A 19,977-nucleotide genomic window follows, 5' to 3' on the forward strand; every position below is an offset into this window, starting at 1 on the left:
TAACTTTTGTTAATTATTAATACAGGGGTATACACGGGAAATTCAAATATTACTAATCAATTTTAGCTGCTTATAGAAGATTAGTAGGCTTAAATTATTTTGCGCGTGTTAAGCCGCCTTATTTTAGGCTGTATTAATTGTTTAATTGGTTGAATTTTAATAACAATCTAACACCACAAACGAGGAGGAATTAGCTTCGCTCGAATTTTAACCTTGATTTTTAAGGGGTATTTAGTGTAATATGCTTCGTGTTCTAATGATTAGTTATCTAATGAAGTTTATTGGAAGTAAAAGTGGTTTGTTAATCTTAACGTCATTTTTAACCTTTATAATCATGCATTAGTGGTGTTACTAGTATTCGAACACTATATAATTTCATTTGCCGAACTCTTGGTATGGTTTTGCTAAACAAGTTTATTTAATTATTTAAGTAAATAAAGGTTTGAGTTGAACTATTACTTTCAATGTTTAACCCCCATCGTGGCGGTTAAATCTCGGTCCTTTGGTCTTCACCCTATCTGTTGGTGTATCAGACTTTAGAGGCTCTATGTATGTTGTTAATAAAAAAGCCACACACAGCTTTTTACAGCGATGCATAAACAACACTTTTAAATTTTTTGATTAGTGCTGCTCAATATTATTGGGTTGTTGCTACTTTATACTTAACCTTAAATCTAAGCTTCTTGTTTTAGATGTGGTTTTTGCGTGTGTGTAAAAAAGTGTTGCCTAAATGAAAAGCAAAATTCGAAGCTATGTTTTAAACCTAGCTACTTAGTTTTAGCTCGTCTAATTAAGATGAGCGCAGATAAAATGGAAAGTTGAGCATTTATGCAAAAGTTAAATTGGCGACGTATCGTACTTAAAGTAGGTAGTGCATTAATTGCACCAGATCAAGATGGCTGCCGTTCGCGTTACATATTAACCATCGCACAGTTCATTGTTCGTTGTCGTGCCCGTGGAATTGAGGTGATTTTAGTATCATCGGGTTCTGTAGCGGCTGGAGCGCATTTATTCCCTTCAGACAAACCTCGTTCTGTGGTGATGAAAAAAGCAATGGCAGCAGCAGGTCAAACAGAAATGATCGCCATGTGGGACCGCTTTTTTGACTTTCCATCTGCGCAGCTATTATTAACGCACGGTGATTTACGTGATCGAGAGCGTTACCAAAGTATTCGTGAAACAGTGTTTACTTTACTTGAGCATGGTGTTCTTCCTATCATTAATGAAAATGATGCTGTAACTACCGACGACTTAAGAGTGGGTGATAACGATAACTTATCAGCAATGGTTGCAGCAGCTGCCGACGCTGATGCTTTATTAATATTCTCAGATGTTGACGGGCTATATGATAAAAACCCTAACTTACATGATGATGCGGTGTTACTGCCTGAAATAAAATCAATTGATGAATCTATTTATGCTATGGCAGGATGTGCTACAAGTGCCGTTGGTACTGGTGGTATGAAAACTAAAATAGAAGCGGCAGAAAAAGCAACGTCACATGGTATAGCAACTTATATTATAAACGGCTTTAAAGAAGAAACATTTACGAAATTGCTAGCTGGGGAAAATCCTGGTAGCGTATTTTTACCGTACGAAAAACCGATGCAGGATTCTGTGCATTGGATGACACACACAGCAAACGAGCAAGGTGAAGTTGTTGTTGATGGATCATTTGATGAATCCCTGGAAGGGGAAAGCGGCTGTATTCGTGGTGACGAAATCATGGAAGTCCATGGTGAATTTGCTGTTGGTGATACTATTTTAGTACGTAGTGAAGACGGTACGCGTTTAGCTAAAGCGACCGCAAATTATAGTAGCTGTTTGTTAAACTTTATTGCAGACAACGAACAGAGTGAATTCAGCGAAAAAATGCAGGATTCAATTGGACCAGTTATATCTGAAAAACATATCGCATTATTGGAGAAGTCATGAGCTTAATTACGGACATTTCACGCCAGACAGCTAAAGCTGCCCATACACTTGCTTTACTCGACACCGAGACTAAAAATCAAGTACTAGTTGAAATGGCAGCGGCACTAAGAGAGCAAAAAGCATTTATAATCAAAGAAAACGAGAGTGACCTAAGCGCAGCACGCGACAATAACTTAGCAGCCTCAATGATAGACCGCTTAACGCTAAACGATGAGCGCATTGAAGCAATGGCAGAAGGCATTGAAGTAATAGTAAGCCTAGATGATCCTGTTGGTCAGCTACGTGATATTACTGAGCGCCCAAATGGTATTAAAATTCGCAAAATGCGAGTACCTCTTGGTGTTGTATGTATGATTTACGAAGCACGCCCGAATGTGACAGCAGACGCTGGTGCATTATGTTTTAAATCAGGTAATGGCGTAATTTTACGTGGCGGCAAAGAAGCACTTAAAAGTTCACAAGCTATCGCAAGTGTAATGCACAGCGTACTTGAGAAGCACAACTTACCGGTATCACTTATTTCAGTGATTCCAGATCCAGACCGTGCGCTGTTAATGGAACTGATGCAGCAACGCGAAAGCATTGATTTAATCATTCCACGCGGCGGCGAGGGTTTAATTAACTTTGTTACTGAAAACAGTACGATCCCAGTAATTCAGCATTACAAAGGCGTTTGTCATCTATATGTAGATAAAGATGCCGACCTAGAAATTGCGCTTAACTTACTGCTTAACGGTAAAACCCAGCGTACCGGTGTTTGTAATGCACTAGAAGGTTTAGTTGTGCATCAAGATGTGGCAGATGAGTTTTTAAATTTGTGTGCAGTTGTATTACGCCAAGAAGGTGTAAAAATAAATGCTGACAGCTTTGCAGCTAAATACTTTGATAACGCAACAGTCCTAGCTGATAACGAATTTGGTGAAGAATATCTAGACCTAGAAATCGCTATTCGCGTTGTACCAAACTTTACGGCAGCGGTTGAACACATTGCACAGTTTGGATCAAACCATACAGAAGTAATTTGTACTAAAAATGAAGCTGCTGCAGAGTTATTCCAACGTAGTGTTGATGCTTCTGTAGTAATGGTTAACGCATCGTCTCGTTTTTCTGATGGCTCACAATTGGGCCTAGGTGCAGAGATTGGAATAGCTACTTCCAAGCTACATGCATACGGTCCTATGGGCCTCGAATCACTAACGACAGAAAAGTATTTAGTTAATGGAGTTGGCCAAGTTCGCGAGTAACTGCAAAAATTAAGTCCATAAAAAGCCGAGCATATTCATGCTCGGCTTTTTAGTTTGTAAATTACGCAACGGTTATTTTAATTTATCAAGCCAATCGCTTGCAGGTTCAGGTCTATGTAAATAGTAGCCTTGAAGAATAACTTCTGGATATTCCTGCAATAAATCAAAATGGGATTGGTTCTCTACGCCTTCAGCTACAATCTCTAACTCGAATAAACGGCCTAAGCTTACAATCATATCAATAATTAACTTATCGTTATTATCAGTCGGTGCTTCCAATACAAAAGAGCGGTCAATTTTTAGTTCTTGTATAGGTAATTGTTTTAGATAAGTTAAACTCGAATACCCAGTACCAAAGTCATCAATAGATACCCTAATACCTAGTTTCTTGAGACAGTGAACAGCCTCAATAGCCGCTTCCATATGATTAAGCAATGTCCCTTCAATTATCTCAATAGTGAGTTGCTGAGGATTAATGCTATGTTGCTTTATTTGTTGGCTAATAAAGCTTAAAAAACGCGCTTCATGAAAGTGCCTACCACTTACATTAATTGATAGGTTTAACTCAGGGTGAGTTTTACTAAGTTGCGTTAATATTTCTAGCGCATTTGTAGTCACCCAGCAATCTAAGTCATAAATTATATCTGACTCTTCAGCTATAGATATAAACTCACCAGGGCTAATAAAGCCTTTTTGGGGATGCTCCCATCTTAATAAAACCTCAGCACCTTTAAGTTCTTGATTGCGATCAAATTGCGATTGCAAATACAGAGACAACTCATTTTGTGCAATTGCTTTGCGTAAATCTTGCTCTATTTCGAAGCGGCGCTTTGCTTGCTCGCCAAATGAAGTATCGAAAAAGGTGATTCTGTTACCGCCTTTTTCTTTTGCTTTGTAGCAGGCCGCTTCACAATTTCTAATTGTTTCTATAGCACTTTCCCATTGATCCTCACGCGGAAAAATATACGTGCCAATACTTACCGTTAAGCTTACTTCTTGATCATTAAATATAAATGGGTGATTTATTGCTATGAGTAACTCTTGAGCTTTTCGTTCTGCAATTATTTGTGCTCTAGCACGACCAACTCCTTTATCTACAATGCACAGTGTTGCAAATTCATCGCTCCCTAAACGGGCAATAACATCTTTTTTATCAATATGAGTATGAATACGTTTAGTAAGATCTTTAAGTATATTATCTCCTGCAAGGAGCCCTAAACCATCATTTATTGAGTGAAAGCTATCAATATCAATAATATAAATATAAGCGTAGGTTTTATCCGTATTGCAGGTTTGAAGCTGTTGCTCTAATTGCTTTAAAAAGCCATTTCGATTAGGTAAACCTGTTAGCTCATCATGCCATGTTAAATAATCAATACGCTCTTGAGTTATTTTAACACTCGATATATCACTAAATACACCAATGTAGTGTACGTTAGTATCTTGCTCACCTTTAACCATTGTTAGTGTTAAAAGCTCTGGATATAGTTCGCCATTTTTTCGTCTTGTAACAAGTTCGCCACTCCAGTAACCGGCTTTGTTAGCATGCTCCCACACCTGATCAAAACTAATACTAGGATGATTGTTTTTCTTTATATCGTGCAATTGCATTTTTAAAGAGTCAGCTTCACAGTATCCTGTAATTCGACAAAAAGAAGGGTTAACGGCAATTATTTTACCATCGCTATCAGTTATTACTACACCGTCAGCAGTGCCTGTTAAAGCTTGATAAAACAACTGTTGCTTAGAGGAAAGTAGCTTTAATTCTTCTTCTCGTTGGGTTAGTTCTTGTGCTAGAGATTCTATTTCGAGAAGCTTATCGTGTAGGTCAAAGTTTTTTTCTATAAGCCTATCTAGCATGCCTTGAGCGGTAATATGAGTGCGAATGCGTGCTCTAACGAGCGCTAGTTTGTAAGGTTTGTGTATGTAGTCAATTGCGCCCATCGCGAAGCCTTTTTCTTCAGACTCTTCCTCGGTAAGCGCTGTTACAAATATGACAGGGATCCCTTTGGTATTTTGTTTCGCTTTGAGTATATTACATACTTCGTAGCCGTCCATGCCAGGCATCATTATGTCTAATAAAATCAAATCAGGGCGAGTTGACTCAACAAATACTAATGCTTGTTCACCACTAGTCGAAATACGTACATCGTAGTCCGTTAAAAGCCCTTCAACTAATACGTGTAAATTACTAGGTTCGTCATCAACAATAAGAATTAAAGGTTTATGCTTTTTCTCTGTGGTTAATCCATTACTGTTTGCGAGATAATTTGAATGCACTATCTATCCTTCTTTGCGTTCTTTGCAATATTAAATCTAGTTCAGGTTAGTGGTTATGCCTAATTTTTATTATCGTTTCTATACTTATCAATAAGCTCAATCACTAACGCGTAGTTAAAATGATCAATTGCTTCTTTGAGCTTAAATAAAGAGTGTCCTCTATCATATTGATCCATTTCTAGCTGTCTAATCAAACTGCTAGGTACAGGGCGAGCCGTTAATGCTAATGAGTATATATTATCAATAACCGAGTCTTCGTTTTCTAACTGATTTAGTTGCTTATGCTCTTTTTTAAAGCCCTCAGCTATCAAAAATTGTTTTACAGCAAAAAGTGTAAGAGTTAATTGCTCATTAAAGCTAGATAAGTTAATACTCTTCTCATCTATTAAGTTTTTCTCAATACTTTGCGTGCTTTGTTGCAGTAGCTCCAAGCCTAGTGTTCCGGCCAATCCTTTAAGTGTATGTACTAGTCGAATTAAGCTTTCTAACTCTCTATTTTTGATTAATATATCAGCTTTAGTTGAAAAGTCATTGTAATCGTTGACAAACTGAGTAAATAATTTAGCTAACAATTCATCATTGTTTTCTACGTTTTCTTTTGCCAGCTGCAGATTAATTGTATTTAATGGTTTGTTACTTTGTAGGTGTTTTTCTATACTTTCGAAAAGAGCATCAAAAATAATGGGTTTTACTAAAAAGTCATCCATACCCGCTCTAAACGCTGCTTTTTTATCATTAGGATCTGCGGCTGCTGTAATTGCAATTATGGGAGTTTTGTAGCCCCGCTCTCTTAATATACTTGTTGCCTCTAAGCCGTCCATAACTGGCATTTGAACATCCATAAAAATAATATCAATGTCATTTGTCTCTACTTTACCTAATGCATCATGTCCATTATCAGCAATGATCACGGTCATATCTAACCTTGCTAAAAGGGCAGAAGCTATTTCTTGGTTAATCTTATTATCGTCAACCACCAATGCATTGAAACCCGAGAATTTAGGATGAGGCCGTAATTGCTTTTCTTTAAAGTTATCAGGTGAAAGCTTCCTTAAAATTTCTACTTCACTATTCTTATTACCAATAATTGTAATGTCTATATTTTCATTTTTTGCAATTGGTTCTGGAGACTCTTCATCGGTAATTAATAAAATAAGTTTCAATTTTTCATTAACGTTTTTATTTTGAGCGTACAGTTGTTGTAAAATAAAGTTATCGTTGAGCTCTTTTTCTTTTATCGACATTATTACAATACTAAATGGGCTATTAGGTTGAGCCATTTTCGCAATGGCTCTTAATGGTTCTTGTGTGGTTTCTGTTGTTATATTTATATCACTTAGTAAGTCCATTAATTTTTTAATTTGCTCATTATCAGGGCTAATTAATAAGGCGTGTTTTTTAAGCTTTTGTTGCTCAGATAAAGTAAAGGGTAGAGTAAAGAAAAACTCGCTACCTTGATTAATCGTGCTCCTTACTTGTATATCTCCGCCCAGCAATTTAGTTAATTGTTTGCTTATAGTGAGTCCTAAACCGGTCCCACCATACTTTCTTGTTGTGCTTGAATCACCTTGCGAGAAAGACTGGAATATAATTTTTGATTGCTCTTGCGTCATCCCAATACCCGTGTCTTTTATACTAAAGCGAAGGTTTATTGTTTTTTCGTGTTGAGATGTCGCTTCTATAATTAATGATATTTCACCATGCTCAGTAAACTTAATTGCGTTACCTACACAGTTATTTATTATTTGGCTTAAGTGCATTGGGTCGCCAATAAGTTCAAGCCCTGCATCAACGTGTAAAGTAAAGTTTAATAACAAACCTTTTTGCTTGGCATTTGTTGAGAATAAATTTTGAACGTTAGAAACTATAGTATGTAAGGTAAAAGGGATTTGCTCTAACTGAACTTTTTCCGATTCTAGCTTAGAAAAATCCAGAATATTGTTTAAAATCTGCAATAAATTTTGAGCACTTGAAAAAGCTTTATCTGCGTAGTGTTTTTGCCTTGAGGGAAGCTCGCTGCTTTGTAAAAGTTGCAACATACCTAATATGCCATTCATTGGGGTGCGAAGTTCATGACTCATATTGGCTACAAAATCTATTTTTGTTTTATTGGCTTTATCGGTTTGCTCCATGGCACTCGTCAGGTCGGCATTCATTGCTTCCATTTGGGAATTTAATACGCGGGTTTCATTGAGTAGCTCTTTGGTTTGCTTATTTTTTAAATATAAAGCGTTAGCTGCTTTTATTACCGATGCTATTTCAGTTTGATTTTGGCTGTTATTTGAAATAGTTACTGGCTTTTCGCTATTCATATCTTTAAGTAATAAAGTGAGCTGAGTAATTGGTTTTATAACCGATCTAAAAATAAAATAGCTTAAAAATAAAATGATTAACATAATTAAAACGGCAAATATATTTGCCTGTTCTGTATTTTTTGTTAAGTGGCTACTTAGTAGCTCTTCTGTTTTGATTAGTTTATTTTTTTCTATATTTTTAATTTCATTAGTTAAATACAGCAATTCGTTTTCTATGCCTGTAAGCACTACATTTACAGAAAAAGTGTAGCTACGGGTGAGTAATACAAGTTGGTTATAAGCTTGTTTTAAGCTTGTTGTTTTATTGGAGAGGGATTCATTTATTACAGAGGTGCTCGTTAGTTTTTTATGTAAGTGATTTAAGTTTTGTTTTACATTTTGTGCTTCATCAAAATTAGGTTTATAGAGGTAGCTTATAATTGCATGTTTTAAATTACTTATTGTGAGTAAAACATCGTTAAAAATAACTTTATTATCATTGTTTGAAGACCCTTCTAAATCACTAATTGTTACTTGTAAGTCATCAATAGGTTGTTTGAACTGAGTAATGTAAAGGTGTTCGCGTTTTTGTCTGTTTACGACAACTTGGCCAAATGTATCTTGGTAATTATTTAAATACTCGCCAAGGCGTATTAGTGAGTTTTGATACTCAGGGGTCTGGTTTTGAGTGTTTGTTTTTAGCTGCTCGAGATTTAGATTTGCCTTATTTAAGTAAAAATTAAATTTGGTAATCGTATTTTCATTTGCATTGTCAATAAATGAAACTGCATGCCCTTGCAGGGAAATAATATCGTTTTCTAAGTTAGTTACAGCTTCACTTTGAATAAGCGCGTTATGTTGCGATTTTTGCAAGTTAAGTAAAGACGTTTGCGAATAGTTAAACAAATAGCTCTGTAAAAGAAGTAATCCAATCAGCGAACACAGAGCTAATATTATTTTTGATTTAATTGAGTTTATTATCATTATCGGCTAATCAACTCATACCATTTTTGCAGGCTGTAGTCGTAGGTTGGCATAACTGTATTCCACACTGCTACATTACTAAAGCGTTTATGGTAACTACCGCCATTACGTTGCCCACCTGCTTTTACTGCTACGTCGCCATTGGTATTTAATAAATCTATGTTTGTTGCTTTTCCACCGTACCAGTAATCCCATTCAGACTGAGATAGGAGTAGTTTAGAGCGCTGCGGGTTACTAATGTAATAACCTTGGCGAGCAATAAATGCACCAGGCCAGCCTGAAAGCCACCAATTCATATAATCGTACGCAGCATCTTTTGCGCTACTTTGTATTTGTGACGATAAACACATAACACCATGCCAGCCTCGGTAGCCTTCTTTTGGCGCGGCAAATCGTACATTAATATTTTGGCTGTTTAATGCAGACACGGCAGGCGAAAACATACTTTCTATGTGGGCTCGTTTACTTTTCATAAATTCAATCGACTCAGGAACCGAGTTCCAATAGCCACTAAAGTGACCTTGGCGTTTAAAATCGAGTAATATACTAAACAATCTATCAAGTTCGGAGCGGGTCATTGCACCTATATCGTTAAACTTTATAAGCCCTTTACTTTGTGCTGCTAGGGCTAGGTCAAATAATCCAATGGTAGGCGCATTTACAATAGCTACTTTACCTCTGTTCTCGTCATTAAGCAGCCAACTCCAGCTTTCTGTTTCGTATGCTATACCGGGCTTAATAAAGTCGGTGTTGTAACCAAAAGAGTCAACATTATGCACATAAGGTAAAAAGCTAAGATGATCGCTTTCTTGTGCGCTTAATGTGCCATCGGGTTGAACATTTAATAATTTATAGGGGGCATCACCTGCACCAATACTTGCAGTTTCGGTTAGTTTTCCCGTTTTAGTAAGTGGATTTATCTCGTTAAAGTAGGTGAGTCGTTTTTTTTCTATTGGCTGAATGGAACCTGCATCCCAAAGCACATTAATGCTGTCTGACCATTGTTCGTATAAATCAAAGGAGTTAGGGTCCATTGATGCCTTTTGCAAAACAGCAGCGCTGCCTGCGGGAGTAAATTCTATATTAATACCCAAGTCACTCATCGCTTGCTTGCGGATAGCCTCTTGGAGTGTTACATGCGTACCAAGCACTCTTAATGTGACTTTTTTTCGGGCAAAAACATAAGGCGCATGTGTTATTGCACCAGCTGTTAAACCTATTGCAGCTAGCTTTTTTAGCGTTGAACGCTTAGGGTTGTCCATGTTAAGCCTAAAGTACTAATGTGTGACATTATGTATAGCTAAGAACTTGTAAAGACACAAGTTGAATGGATAAATTTAAAATTATATAGAATGAAAAATTAGAATTTTAGGGTGTCAAAAAATAATAAAAACAGTGGAAAAATAGAAGAGTAGAACGAATTTGAAAAGGAGTAGGAAAGTGGTGGAGCTAAGCAGGATCGAACTGCTGACCTCCTGCGTGCAAGGCAGGCGCTCTCCCAGCTGAGCTATAGCCCCACATTCCTAAGTTACATATAATGTAACTGCTTGACTGCTGAGTTCCAAGCGGGACGAACTTTAAGTTTTTTTATAAATTTGGTCAAGTATTTTTTCGTAAATTTTCACTGTTTACGTCAATTTTTGTTAGACTCGGCTTAATTCAAAACTAAAACGATAAAAAACAATGAAAAAATGTGTTCTAGCGCTTATGGTTTTACTCGCTGGCTGTGCTTCAAATGATGAGCCGCCTTTTGAAATAAATAATAAACAGTTTCACGAAAAGCAAGATGAGCAAGGCAATAAGCTTTTTGCTTATGTTGTTTCGGTAAAAGCTAAGCATCGTGAAAACTTTAACCTTGACCGTGGTCCTAATAAGAGACCAAGTCGTGGTGAGGTTAAGCAGTATATAGAGAAAGAGCATTTTGAAGAATCGAGCATTCTGAAGTTACAGCTAGAAGACCAAGCAGTTGAATTATTAAATCAAGAGCTAAAAGATCGTAAGTATTGCGGCAACAAGCATGAAGTTAATGATGTTTTATGGCGAGATTTGAGTGTACAACTAAGAGGGCGTTGTTTGTAATATGCTGGCTGATAAAACTAAGTTAGCAGAGCTTTTGGCGCACCTAGATATTAACTATGATGTAATAGAGCATCCGCCGCTACATACTAGCTTAGCGGCAGATGAGTTTATGATTGAGCGCCCAGGTACTCGCCTTAAAAACCTATTTTTACGCGATAACGAAGGCAAGCGACACTTTTTAGTTATTACAGCGCACAATAAGCAACTCGACTTAAAGGCACTATCAAAGCAACAAGGGCTTTCACGCTTAGGGTTCGCATCGAGTGAGCGGCTAGCTAAATATTTAAAAGTGGCTCCTGGGTGTGTATCTATGTTGGCTCTTTTAAATGATAAGCAAAACGAAGTGAGCTTATGGGTTGACCAAGATATTTGGCACGGTGATTTGTTTCATTGTCATCCGTTTGAAAACACCCAAACATGGTTGCTTAGTAAAGCTGATTTAGAAACATTTTTTAATTACACAAAGCATCAACCGCGCGTTGTATTTTTACCCTCAAAATAAGCCCACATAATTAACGATAAACCACATAAGCAAACCGCAAGCAGTGTAAACATAAACGGTGTTTGCCCATGATGTTGGTATACCACACCGGGTAATAACGACCCCAATGCGCCACCACTGTAATAAAACGATACATATCCGCCATTGGTTACACTTGGTGGGGCTTTACTGATTTTATTAACGAGCGGTGCGGCAGTTGAATGAATCACAAACATAGCACCACAAAACAAAGTAAATGCGATTAAAAATAAGCTAAGCTGATGGCTCATTAATAAAATAATACTCACACTATAAAAACTAAATACCGCAGTTAATAAATGCCAAGGCGAAGGGACTTTTTTAAGTAACCAAGGTGCAGCAATAGAGGCGAGGGCACCAATTAAATAACCACTGTAAACTAAACCTATGTCACGAGTATTGGTAATTAAAAATGTGTTTTGTAATATAAACGGTAAGTAATTAAGTAGTGCAGCGAAACAAAAGAACATACAAAAAACGGCGCCGTAAACTTTAAGTACAGCGCCTTCTTTAAGTTGTTTAATGTAATCGAGTGGGGAGAGCTGCGACTGTTTAGCTGGGTTTGTAAAGCGAGAATGCTTAACTGTCAAAGCTAAGCAAATAAGCATAAAAGCAATTACGTAATAAAAGCTCTGCCAATTCCATAAGTCGCTAAACAAAGCGGCAAGCACACGTCCAAAGTAACCACCAACTATACTGCTACCAATATATAGGGTCATATTTTTTTGAAGTGTATCAGCGCTATAACTCATGCCTATATAGCTAGTCATTGCTGTTAAAGCTGCGGGGAGCGTTAAACCTTGTAAAAATCTGACTAATAATAAAAGCTCAAAGCTAGGTACATAAATAAAAAGTAAGCAGCTAAGGCCTAAAAGCACCATTGCAATACGTAATATAAGTAGTGGATTTATTTTTGCTAAAAATAAACCATAAACGAGCGGGGCAATGGCTAAGGGCAGCATAGTTGCAGTCATTAAGCTGCCAGCTACCGCAGGTGCTACATTAAATTCGCTCGCAAAAAGGCTAAGTAGGGGTTGCGGTGCATAAAGCACAAAAAATATAAATACCGAGCAAACGAGTAGATGAGGTAAACGCATTATATGGCTTGTGCATTTGCTGATTGGTTGCGTGGTATTGTATTAAAAATTGCTTTTAATTCATAATTAAAACCATAGTCATTGCGCTATATCATGGTTTGTTTTAACTAGTTTGCTAGATTAATGTCGATAGCGCTGTTATTTGAACTCGTTGGTGATTAAAATAGCGATAATATTAGTTTTTAGTGGAACAAAGTCATGGGTTCATTACAAGACCAATTGCTTCAAGCAGGATTAACAACATCGCATAATGCTAAAGTTGCTAAATCAGAAAAGCGTAAGCAACAAAAAAAGCAAAAGAAAGGGGCGACTAGCAACCCAAGTGATCTGCAAAAGCATATTCAACAAACCAAGCTAGAGCAGCAAAAAAAAGCTGAAGAGCTTAACCAAACACGCCAAGTGAGCTTAAAGCAGCGCGAACAAGAAGCGCGTGTTAAACAAATTTTAGAGCACCACAACCAAGACGCTATTCGTGGTGAGCGCACATTTAATTTTACTTATCAAAATAAAGTAAAAAATATCGACGTGAACGAGAAAACGCAAAAAGCGTTATCGGGCGGTCGTTTAGCTATTTGTGTACTAGAAGGGCAATTTTACGTACTAGACGACGAACCAGCACGCAAAGTGGCTGAAGTTGACGAAAAGTATATTGTTTTTCATGTAGAGCCAGAAAGCAAACCAAAAGATGAAGATGACCCATACGCAGACTTTGAAGTACCAGATGATATAGTGTGGTAATAAGTTATTAAGGGTAAGCTCATTTTTATTTGCTAAAGTATATAAAAGTGAGATAGAAACGAGTTAGCGGTTTTTGGTTAAGTTGATCGTCTAGCGTCGTTTCGTACGTATGCTTTTTATTTGATTGTTTACTACAATCAATAGAACAGTTTTTCTAACCGTCAAAAAAGAAGAGTAAATACAATGAGCAAGATGAAAACACTACTATTAGGCGCGGGTATTACTTTAGCCGCAAGCTTCTCGTTTAATGCAACAGCTGCCGATGGCGCTGCACTTTATACCGCTAAGAATTGTCAAACTTGTCATGGCGCTGAAGGTAAAGCACCAATTATGGGTATGTACCCTAAACTAAACGGTCAAAACAAAGACTATTTAGTAGCGCAAATGAAAGATATTAAGTCAGGTGCACGTAATAACGGTATGACCATGGCTATGAAAGCAATGGTTGCAACGGTAACTGATGAAGAGTTTGAAGCAATTGCAGATTACCTAGCTAACGTAAAATAATTTACGCAGTTATACCATTTTAATGCAATTGGTATTTTAGTTTTATAAACAGCCACACAATAGTGTGGCTGTTTTGCTTGGTGTTTGCTATAAAATAGAGACTGCTTTAGACTTCTAAACATCTGTTCGTACAGGTTAATAATGTACGTTTTTAAAAGGCTCATTATGTTTGATTTACCCCAACTCGATTTAAAAAATAAAGTATCAGCACAAGAGTGGCAACTTCGTGTTGATTTAGCCGCGTGTTATAGACTGGTAGAGCACTTTCGTTGGGGGGATTTAATCTATACGCATTTATCAGCACGTTTGCCTGGCACCGACCACTACTTAGTGAATGCGTTTGGTTTAACCTTTGATGAAGTAACTGCCTCTAATTTAGTAAAGGTCGACTTAGACGGTAACATTATTGATGATACGCCATTTAGTATTAATCCAGCTGGTTTTACTATTCACAGTGCGATTCATGAGGTACGCGAAGACGCTCATTGTGTTATTCACCTTCATACTAAAGAAACAATCGCAGTCGCTACACAAAAAAATGGTTTATTACCGCTTAGCCAGTATTCAATGTTTTCACTGCCATCGCTTTCTTATCATGGCTACGAAGGGCTTGCGGTAAACGACGACGAGCGAAAAGTGCTGCAAGATGATTTAGGCAGCACTAACCATATGTTATTGGTAAATCATGGTGGCTTAACGGTAGGTCCAACGGTAGGCGATGCGTTTATGCGCTTTTATGATTTACAGCGAGCGTGTGAAATTCAATTAGCGCTACAATCAAGCTCGCAAGAGGTTATTGAAGTACCGCAACCTATAATCGACAATATTTATAATCAAGCAAACGTAGTACACAGTGGCAGCACTGGCGGGCAACTTGCGTGGCCTGCGATGTTACGTAAAGCGTATCGACTTGACCCTAGTTTTGCAAAATAACCCATAGCGGTTAATAAGGAATTTTAATGAAAGTAAATCGCGTTGAAGTATTTGATATTCACTGTCCAGATAGACCTTCTTGGACACCTGTGTTTGTACGTATTCATACTGACGAAGGTATTAGTGGTGTTGGCGAAGCGGGCCTTGCATACGATTTAGGTCACAGTGCTGCAGCGGCTATGATTAAGGAAATGGCAGATGCCTTTTTAATCGGCCACGACCCATTTCAAACAGAAAAACTATGGTCTCGTATGTTACGTGAGAGCTTTTGGGGCTTAGGTGGCGGACCTGTTGTATATGCTGCAATGAGCGCAATTGATACCGCGCTTTGGGATATAAAAGGTAAAGCGCTTGGTTTACCTGTATATCAATTGTTAGGCGGTAAAGTTAACGACAAACTACGTACGTACGCATCGCAATTACAGTTTGACTGGGATAGCGAATTTAAAGCCCTAGTACAACCGCAAGAATATGCAGAAGCGGCTTTAAAGGCGATGGCCGAAGGTTACGATGCAGTAAAAGTAGATCCAATTCAGTACGATAAAGACGGCAATACTTATTACGATCGTACAAAAATAATTTCACGTACTGAAATGAAGCTATACCGTGCGCGCATGCAAGCTATTCGCGAAGCAGTAGGCGACGAAGTGGATATTATTTTTGAATGCCACAGTTTACCAGGTGTTACAACAGCTATTCAGCTAGGTGAAATTGCAGAAGAATTTGACTGTATGTACTTTGAAGAGCCAGTTAACTATTTAAACCATTCATTACATGCAAAAGTAGCAGATAAAGTTAATGTGCCAATTGCTGGTGGTGAACGTTTGTATAATCGCTGGGGTGTGCGCCCGTACTTAGAAGATCAAAGTATTGATGTTCTACAACCTGATATTGGTTTATGTGGTGGTTTTACCGAAACCAAAAAAGTGTGTGATTACGCTGATATTTTTGATGTGCGTATTCAAGCTCACGTATGTGGCGGGCCTGTTGCAACAGCAGCATCACTGCACTTAGAAACGGCTATCCCTAACTTTTTGATTCATGAGCACCACACTTATGCGATTAAAAAGTGGAACCGCGAGTTATGTTTACAAGACCCACAACCTAAAAATGGTTTCTTTGAAGTGTCAGAAGAGCCAGGGTTGGGTATTGAATTAAATGATGAGATTGTTATGCGTTCTCAACGCGTAGAAATAAAATAATAGTCTTTTAACCTAACTTTAGGTCATGCATTAAAAAGCCGGTAAGTGATTAGTCACTTACCGGCTTTTACTTGTTTGGTAAAGTTTTAGCTTGTTATAACTCGTTAATTCTACATTCTACGTCTTTAAGCTCAATAGTGGCTTTACTATCAAGGTGGCGTATATAGCATTGCTTGCCTTTAATCATCAATTCAAACTGATCGGGTGTATTGCGACTTTGCGTGTCGATAATATTATTACCATCCACATTGCTAAGGGTTACTGTGCTGCTGGTAGTAAATACATTCTCAGCTAATTGAGTTTCTTGTATATGTACAAGTGTTTTAATTGCTTTGCTAACGGCTGTTTTATTTGGCTTTGCCAGTAGAGCATGTTGCAGCTTAGGTGTAGGGTCTGGATTTTGAGATATGCAGCCATTGAGAAAAAACGCAGAAAATACAACGATTAGTAAAAAGTACATTTTCATAAATTGGCCGTATTATTATAAAAAGAGAGTTTAATATAACTAGTTTTACTTAAACTTGATAGTAGTGCTTAGCGTTTGCATAGCTAAGGTCATGCCATGTCTTATCGTTTGAGCATAACGCCTTATGGCAGTGCCATAGGTTGTTGTAGCTTGTATTTATTTGGCACACAGGGAAGTTGCTAGCAAACATAATACGCTGCTGGCCAAAGTGATTAAAAAGAAAATTAAAACACGCGGCTTGTTGCTCACTGGTGAGCCTAAGTAATTCAAAACCAGAGAATTTAATTGCTATGTTGTCGTGCTGAGCAAGTAACTCAGCACCTTGTTGCCAGTCATTTAAATTACTTGGCAGTCCTGCATGATTAATTATAATTTGAAGCTGCGGTAGCTGCTTAGCGTAGTAAGCTATTTGTTTGGTTATTTCGCTATTTTCAATATCAAATTGAGCTTCAAAATGCAGTTTATTTGTAGCCAATAAATTAAGGTTATTAATACAATGAGGGCTTTTTAGTCTCACTGCATCATCGTCTTCGGTTATATCTCTTATACCACAAAGGCTTGAATGAGCCAGTGCATTTAGCGCGTGATTAAATTGCTCTGCGGGCGCATCAATTTGGTTGTAACTAATAGCCTTAAATGAAAGGTTTTTTAAATGCGAGCTTAGCCAGTTTAACTCGTTTATAGGTGATTGATTATCAAACCCAGCCTCAATGTGCACAATACCCGCAAGTTCAAAATCAGTACTTTTAACAAGTTGCTTTGCACTTATTGGTTGTTTAATTTTTTCTAGGTTAGGCCATGCTGGTGGGTTTTCGCCTTGTAGCCAAGTATATTGCCCCTCGGCAAGATTAAAAAAATGCACATGAGGGTCAATAATTTGCATGCTCATTGGGCTGTATAGCCGCCATCAATACTTTGTAAGCTACCAGTAATAAAGCTGGCATCGTCGCTTGCTAAAAAGCTCACAAGAGCAGCAACTTCGTCGGCTTGACCTAATCGGTTAAGCGGTTGCAGACTTGCTTCCTCGGCAACTATTTCAGCTTTGTTTGTGCCACTTTTTGCGCAGTACGCATCTATCGCGTTATGAAATAGCGGGGTTTCTATTGTGCCAGGGCATACCGCATTTACTCTAATATTAAAGCTCGCGTAATCAAGCGCCGTTGTTTTGGCCATTGAGGCAAGGGCATGTTTTGTTAGGTTATACGCAAAAGAGTTTTGCTTACCTATAATTGCTTGATCGGATGCGACTAATATAATAGCGCCGCTATTTTGCGCTTTCATGCTTGGCAATACGCTTTGTACTGCGGCATAGGCGCCTTTAACATTAAGCGCAAAAAGTGCATCGAGAGTTTGCTCATCGGTGCTTTCTATATTTGCGCTTAAGTGTTTTCCAGCATTAGAAACAAGTACATCAATGCGTTTGCTTTGTTCACAGATAGCGTTGATACAGCTTTGTACCGCCGATACATCACTTACATCACACTGATGAAATATACCAGTTTCGCTTGGCTCTATATCAAGGTTATGTACTTTATAGCCATTACTTAGAAAACGCTTTACAACGGCTAGACCAATTCCTTTTGTACCACCTGTAACTACTGCAACTTTAGACATACTTACTTCCTTTATCGCTAACTAGTGAGAGTGACCACAGCCGCCTTCAGCGTGCACATGTCCGTGAGAAACTTCTTCACTTGTTGCTTCACGTACAGATACAACTTCAACGTCAAACGTGAGTGTTTTGCCCGCAAATGGGTGGTTTAAATCACAATCTGCGTTAAAACGACCAACCTTAACAATAGTAACCTGATGACGACCTTGGTTAGAGCTAACCATTGCTGTCATACCTGGTTTCCATACTTTAACGTCGCCTTGTAGATGCTTAAGCGGAATACGTTGAATTAAATCATCAACACGCTCGCCGTACGATTCACTTGGCTCTAGAGTTACACTAAATTTTTCGCCGGCTTCTTTACCTTCAAGTGCTTTTTCTAAACCAGGAAGCATGCCTTCGCTGCCATGAATGTAAGTAAGTGGCGCTTCGTTTGTGCTACTTTCAATTTGCTCGCCCGCTTCGCTAAGGGTGTAATGAAATTCAACTGCTGAATTTTTGCTAATTTGCATGCTTGTCTCTTCAAATAATAACTATGTTAGGGCGCAATTTTACGCGAAATATACTTGTTTATAAACTTAACGTGGCTGATTTAGTGTTTTTTGTAAATCTAGCAGTAAATCTTTTTTTATTGGTGCTGCTTTTTGCTTTTCAGCCTGTGGTATAAACAGTACTAATTGAGTGCCAGGCTTTAAAATACTTGATGCAGAGAGTTTGTTCCATTTTGCCAAGTCGCTATGAGGTACATCGTAAAGCTGACTTATACTCCAAAGGCTATCGCCTGACTTAACTTCGTAATCTATTTCAATGGTGGGGATCGCAATCTCTTGGTGTTCTAAATAAGGGCTGATTTTGTAATCAACAGTTAATGTGCTTGGCAGAGTTTTAGGTTGTCCAACTAATAACTTTTCTCCGACACCTATTAAATTATTATTTTTATTATTAAGTTGTTTTAAAGCTTTTACAGACATACTAAAACGCCTGGCGATACTGTAAAGCGTATCGTTTTGTTTAACGATGTACTCTCCAGCAAAGTTTGATTTGAAGAACTGACTTTTTAATAATGCTTCTTGCCCTATAGGCAGCAGTAAAGTGTGCGGCCCGTTAGGTGAGCTTTGATTTTTTAAATATCCCTGATTAATAGCATGTAACTGCTTTGAACCTATACCAGAGAGCTTGGCGATGACTGAAAAGTCGAACTGCTGGCCTATGTTCATCTGTGTTGTAAATGGTTTATATGCAAGCTTTGGGCGTTTAATGCCCTTTTGTGGATGTTTAACTAAATAGCTTAAAGCGAGTAATTTGGGTACATAATCAGCGGTTTCTTTTGGCAGGCTGAGCGACCAGTAATCGGTGCTTTTACCGCGTTTTTTATTTTTTTCTATTGCGCGTTTAACGCGGCCTTCACCACTGTTATAAGCGGCCAAAGCGTGTAGCCAATTACCATCAAAGCGTTTATGTAAGTAACTTAAGTAATCAAGTGCAGCATCGGTTGAAGCAAGTACGTCTTGGCGCCCGTCATACCATTGGTCTGACTTAACACCAAAGTGATGCGCCGTTGCGCCAACTAACTGCCAAACACCAACAGCTTGCTGTGATGAGGCTATTGTTGGTCTAAAATCGCTTTCTACAAATGGTAGTAATGCGAGCTCCATAGGTAATTGCTTTTGCTCAATTTTTTTTACGATGTGATACAGGTAAGGCGCTGCGCGTTTGCTCACCGTTTGTAAGTAGTTAGGTTGCTTTGCATACCAGCTGATACGCTTTTTTAACGCGCGATTTTGATAAATCGTAAAGTGTAGATTATTGGCTATATGCACCCACAGATCGGTAGTTTTTGGTGGGCGCTTTTTTACGATTGTTTTTTTGAATTGAAGTGGCGTAACTGGCTCATTAACTTGAGGCGTTTGAGCTACTTCCTCGTCAATATCATAAGTATAGTCAGGCTCAAAATGAGTAAATATTTGTGGAGCTTCTTGTGGTTCTTGCTCCGTTGATTGACAACCAAATAACAAAATACCCAAACAACATAAAACCAAACTGCGCATAGTGATCACTTTTGTAAATTCCTTTTATTATTTTAACA

General features: G+C 38.0%; 17 protein-coding genes and 1 tRNA gene. 8 read left to right on the top strand and 10 right to left on the bottom strand.

What is annotated here, in order from left to right; genetic code table 11:
• Positions 1–828 precede the first annotated feature (828 nt).
• Both proB and H5116_RS07455 read left to right on the top strand, forming a co-directional pair.
• Positions 829–1,935 (top strand): glutamate 5-kinase, encoded by a 1,107-nt coding sequence (proB, locus tag H5116_RS07450; protein ID WP_024600220.1) that lies wholly within the window; start codon positions 829–831, stop codon positions 1,933–1,935.
• Positions 1,932–3,179, top strand: coding sequence for a glutamate-5-semialdehyde dehydrogenase (locus H5116_RS07455; protein WP_182712017.1), 1,248 nt, complete (start codon positions 1,932–1,934; stop codon positions 3,177–3,179). The genes proB and H5116_RS07455 overlap by 4 nt, the downstream gene beginning before the upstream one ends.
• A 72-nt stretch (positions 3,180–3,251) precedes the next feature.
• Here the strand turns inward: H5116_RS07455 and H5116_RS07460 are convergent, their stop codons facing one another.
• The 4 genes from H5116_RS07460 to H5116_RS07475 all read right to left on the bottom strand — a co-directional run bounded on the left by H5116_RS07460 (position 3,252) and on the right by H5116_RS07475 (position 10,254).
• Complete coding sequence (locus tag H5116_RS07460; RefSeq protein WP_182715859.1) at positions 3,252–5,459, bottom strand: EAL domain-containing protein; 2,208 nt, start codon at positions 5,457–5,459, stop codon at positions 3,252–3,254.
• Positions 5,460–5,518: 59 nt separating this feature from the next.
• Positions 5,519–8,737, bottom strand: a complete 3,219-nt coding sequence (locus H5116_RS07465; RefSeq protein ID WP_182715860.1) for a response regulator — start codon at positions 8,735–8,737, stop codon at positions 5,519–5,521.
• The gene (locus H5116_RS07470; RefSeq protein WP_182715861.1) at positions 8,737–9,999 is read right to left on the bottom strand and encodes a PotD/PotF family extracellular solute-binding protein; all 1,263 of its coding nucleotides are present in this window, start codon (positions 9,997–9,999) and stop codon (positions 8,737–8,739) included. The genes H5116_RS07465 and H5116_RS07470 overlap by 1 nt, the downstream gene beginning before the upstream one ends.
• Before the next feature lie 179 nt (positions 10,000–10,178).
• Positions 10,179–10,254 (bottom strand) — tRNA-Ala (locus H5116_RS07475).
• Between the two features lie 166 nt (positions 10,255–10,420).
• On the opposite strand from H5116_RS07475, the gene H5116_RS07480 reads away from it, so the two are divergent.
• Positions 10,421–10,816, top strand: coding sequence for a hypothetical protein (locus H5116_RS07480; protein ID WP_165743450.1), 396 nt, complete (start codon positions 10,421–10,423; stop codon positions 10,814–10,816).
• Position 10,817: 1 nt separating this feature from the next.
• Entirely contained in the window at positions 10,818–11,318 is a 501-nt protein-coding gene (locus H5116_RS07485; protein WP_154903604.1) for a prolyl-tRNA synthetase associated domain-containing protein, read from the top strand.
• Here the strand turns inward: H5116_RS07485 and H5116_RS07490 are convergent.
• A complete protein-coding gene (locus H5116_RS07490; RefSeq protein WP_182715862.1) occupies positions 11,285–12,433 on the bottom strand; it encodes an MFS transporter in 1,149 nt (382 codons plus the stop codon). The two genes, H5116_RS07485 and H5116_RS07490, sit on opposite strands and share 34 nt — an antisense overlap.
• A 198-nt stretch (positions 12,434–12,631) precedes the next feature.
• Between H5116_RS07490 and H5116_RS07495 the strand changes: the two genes are divergently transcribed.
• The 4 genes from H5116_RS07495 (at position 12,632) to H5116_RS07510 (ending at position 15,813) form a co-directional block, all read left to right on the top strand.
• Positions 12,632–13,171 (top strand): DUF2058 domain-containing protein, encoded by a 540-nt coding sequence (locus H5116_RS07495; RefSeq protein WP_182715863.1) that lies wholly within the window; start codon positions 12,632–12,634, stop codon positions 13,169–13,171.
• 183 nt (positions 13,172–13,354) lie between these two features.
• On the top strand, positions 13,355–13,678 hold the full coding sequence (locus H5116_RS07500) for a c-type cytochrome (RefSeq protein ID WP_182694165.1): 324 nt from the start codon (positions 13,355–13,357) through the stop codon (positions 13,676–13,678).
• Positions 13,679–13,843: 165 nt separating this feature from the next.
• A complete protein-coding gene (locus H5116_RS07505) occupies positions 13,844–14,611 on the top strand; it encodes a class II aldolase/adducin family protein (protein ID WP_010554363.1) in 768 nt (255 codons plus the stop codon).
• A 26-nt stretch (positions 14,612–14,637) separates the two neighbouring features.
• Positions 14,638–15,813, top strand: coding sequence for a mandelate racemase/muconate lactonizing enzyme family protein (locus H5116_RS07510; RefSeq protein ID WP_007375956.1), 1,176 nt, complete (start codon positions 14,638–14,640; stop codon positions 15,811–15,813).
• 94 nt (positions 15,814–15,907) lie between these two features.
• Here the strand turns inward: H5116_RS07510 and H5116_RS07515 are convergent, their stop codons facing one another.
• The 5 genes from H5116_RS07515 to H5116_RS07535 form a co-directional block, all read right to left on the bottom strand.
• Positions 15,908–16,279, bottom strand: a complete 372-nt coding sequence (locus H5116_RS07515) for a hypothetical protein (RefSeq protein WP_024595815.1) — start codon at positions 16,277–16,279, stop codon at positions 15,908–15,910.
• Between the two features lie 49 nt (positions 16,280–16,328).
• Positions 16,329–17,168 (bottom strand): amidohydrolase, encoded by an 840-nt coding sequence (locus H5116_RS07520; protein WP_182715864.1) that lies wholly within the window; start codon positions 17,166–17,168, stop codon positions 16,329–16,331.
• Positions 17,165–17,893, bottom strand: coding sequence for an SDR family NAD(P)-dependent oxidoreductase (locus tag H5116_RS07525; protein WP_182715865.1), 729 nt, complete (start codon positions 17,891–17,893; stop codon positions 17,165–17,167). Before H5116_RS07525 ends, H5116_RS07520 begins: the two co-directional genes overlap by 4 nt.
• A gap of 21 nt (positions 17,894–17,914) precedes the next feature.
• Complete coding sequence (locus H5116_RS07530) at positions 17,915–18,403, bottom strand: peptidylprolyl isomerase (RefSeq protein ID WP_002957860.1); 489 nt, start codon at positions 18,401–18,403, stop codon at positions 17,915–17,917.
• Between the two features lie 66 nt (positions 18,404–18,469).
• Positions 18,470–19,939 (bottom strand): LysM peptidoglycan-binding domain-containing protein, encoded by a 1,470-nt coding sequence (locus H5116_RS07535; RefSeq protein ID WP_182695514.1) that lies wholly within the window; start codon positions 19,937–19,939, stop codon positions 18,470–18,472.
• Positions 19,940–19,977: the final 38 nt, after the last annotated feature.

The organism is Pseudoalteromonas sp. SG45-2, from assembly GCF_014164115.1.
GTDB lineage: Bacteria > Pseudomonadota > Gammaproteobacteria > Enterobacterales > Alteromonadaceae > Pseudoalteromonas > Pseudoalteromonas distincta.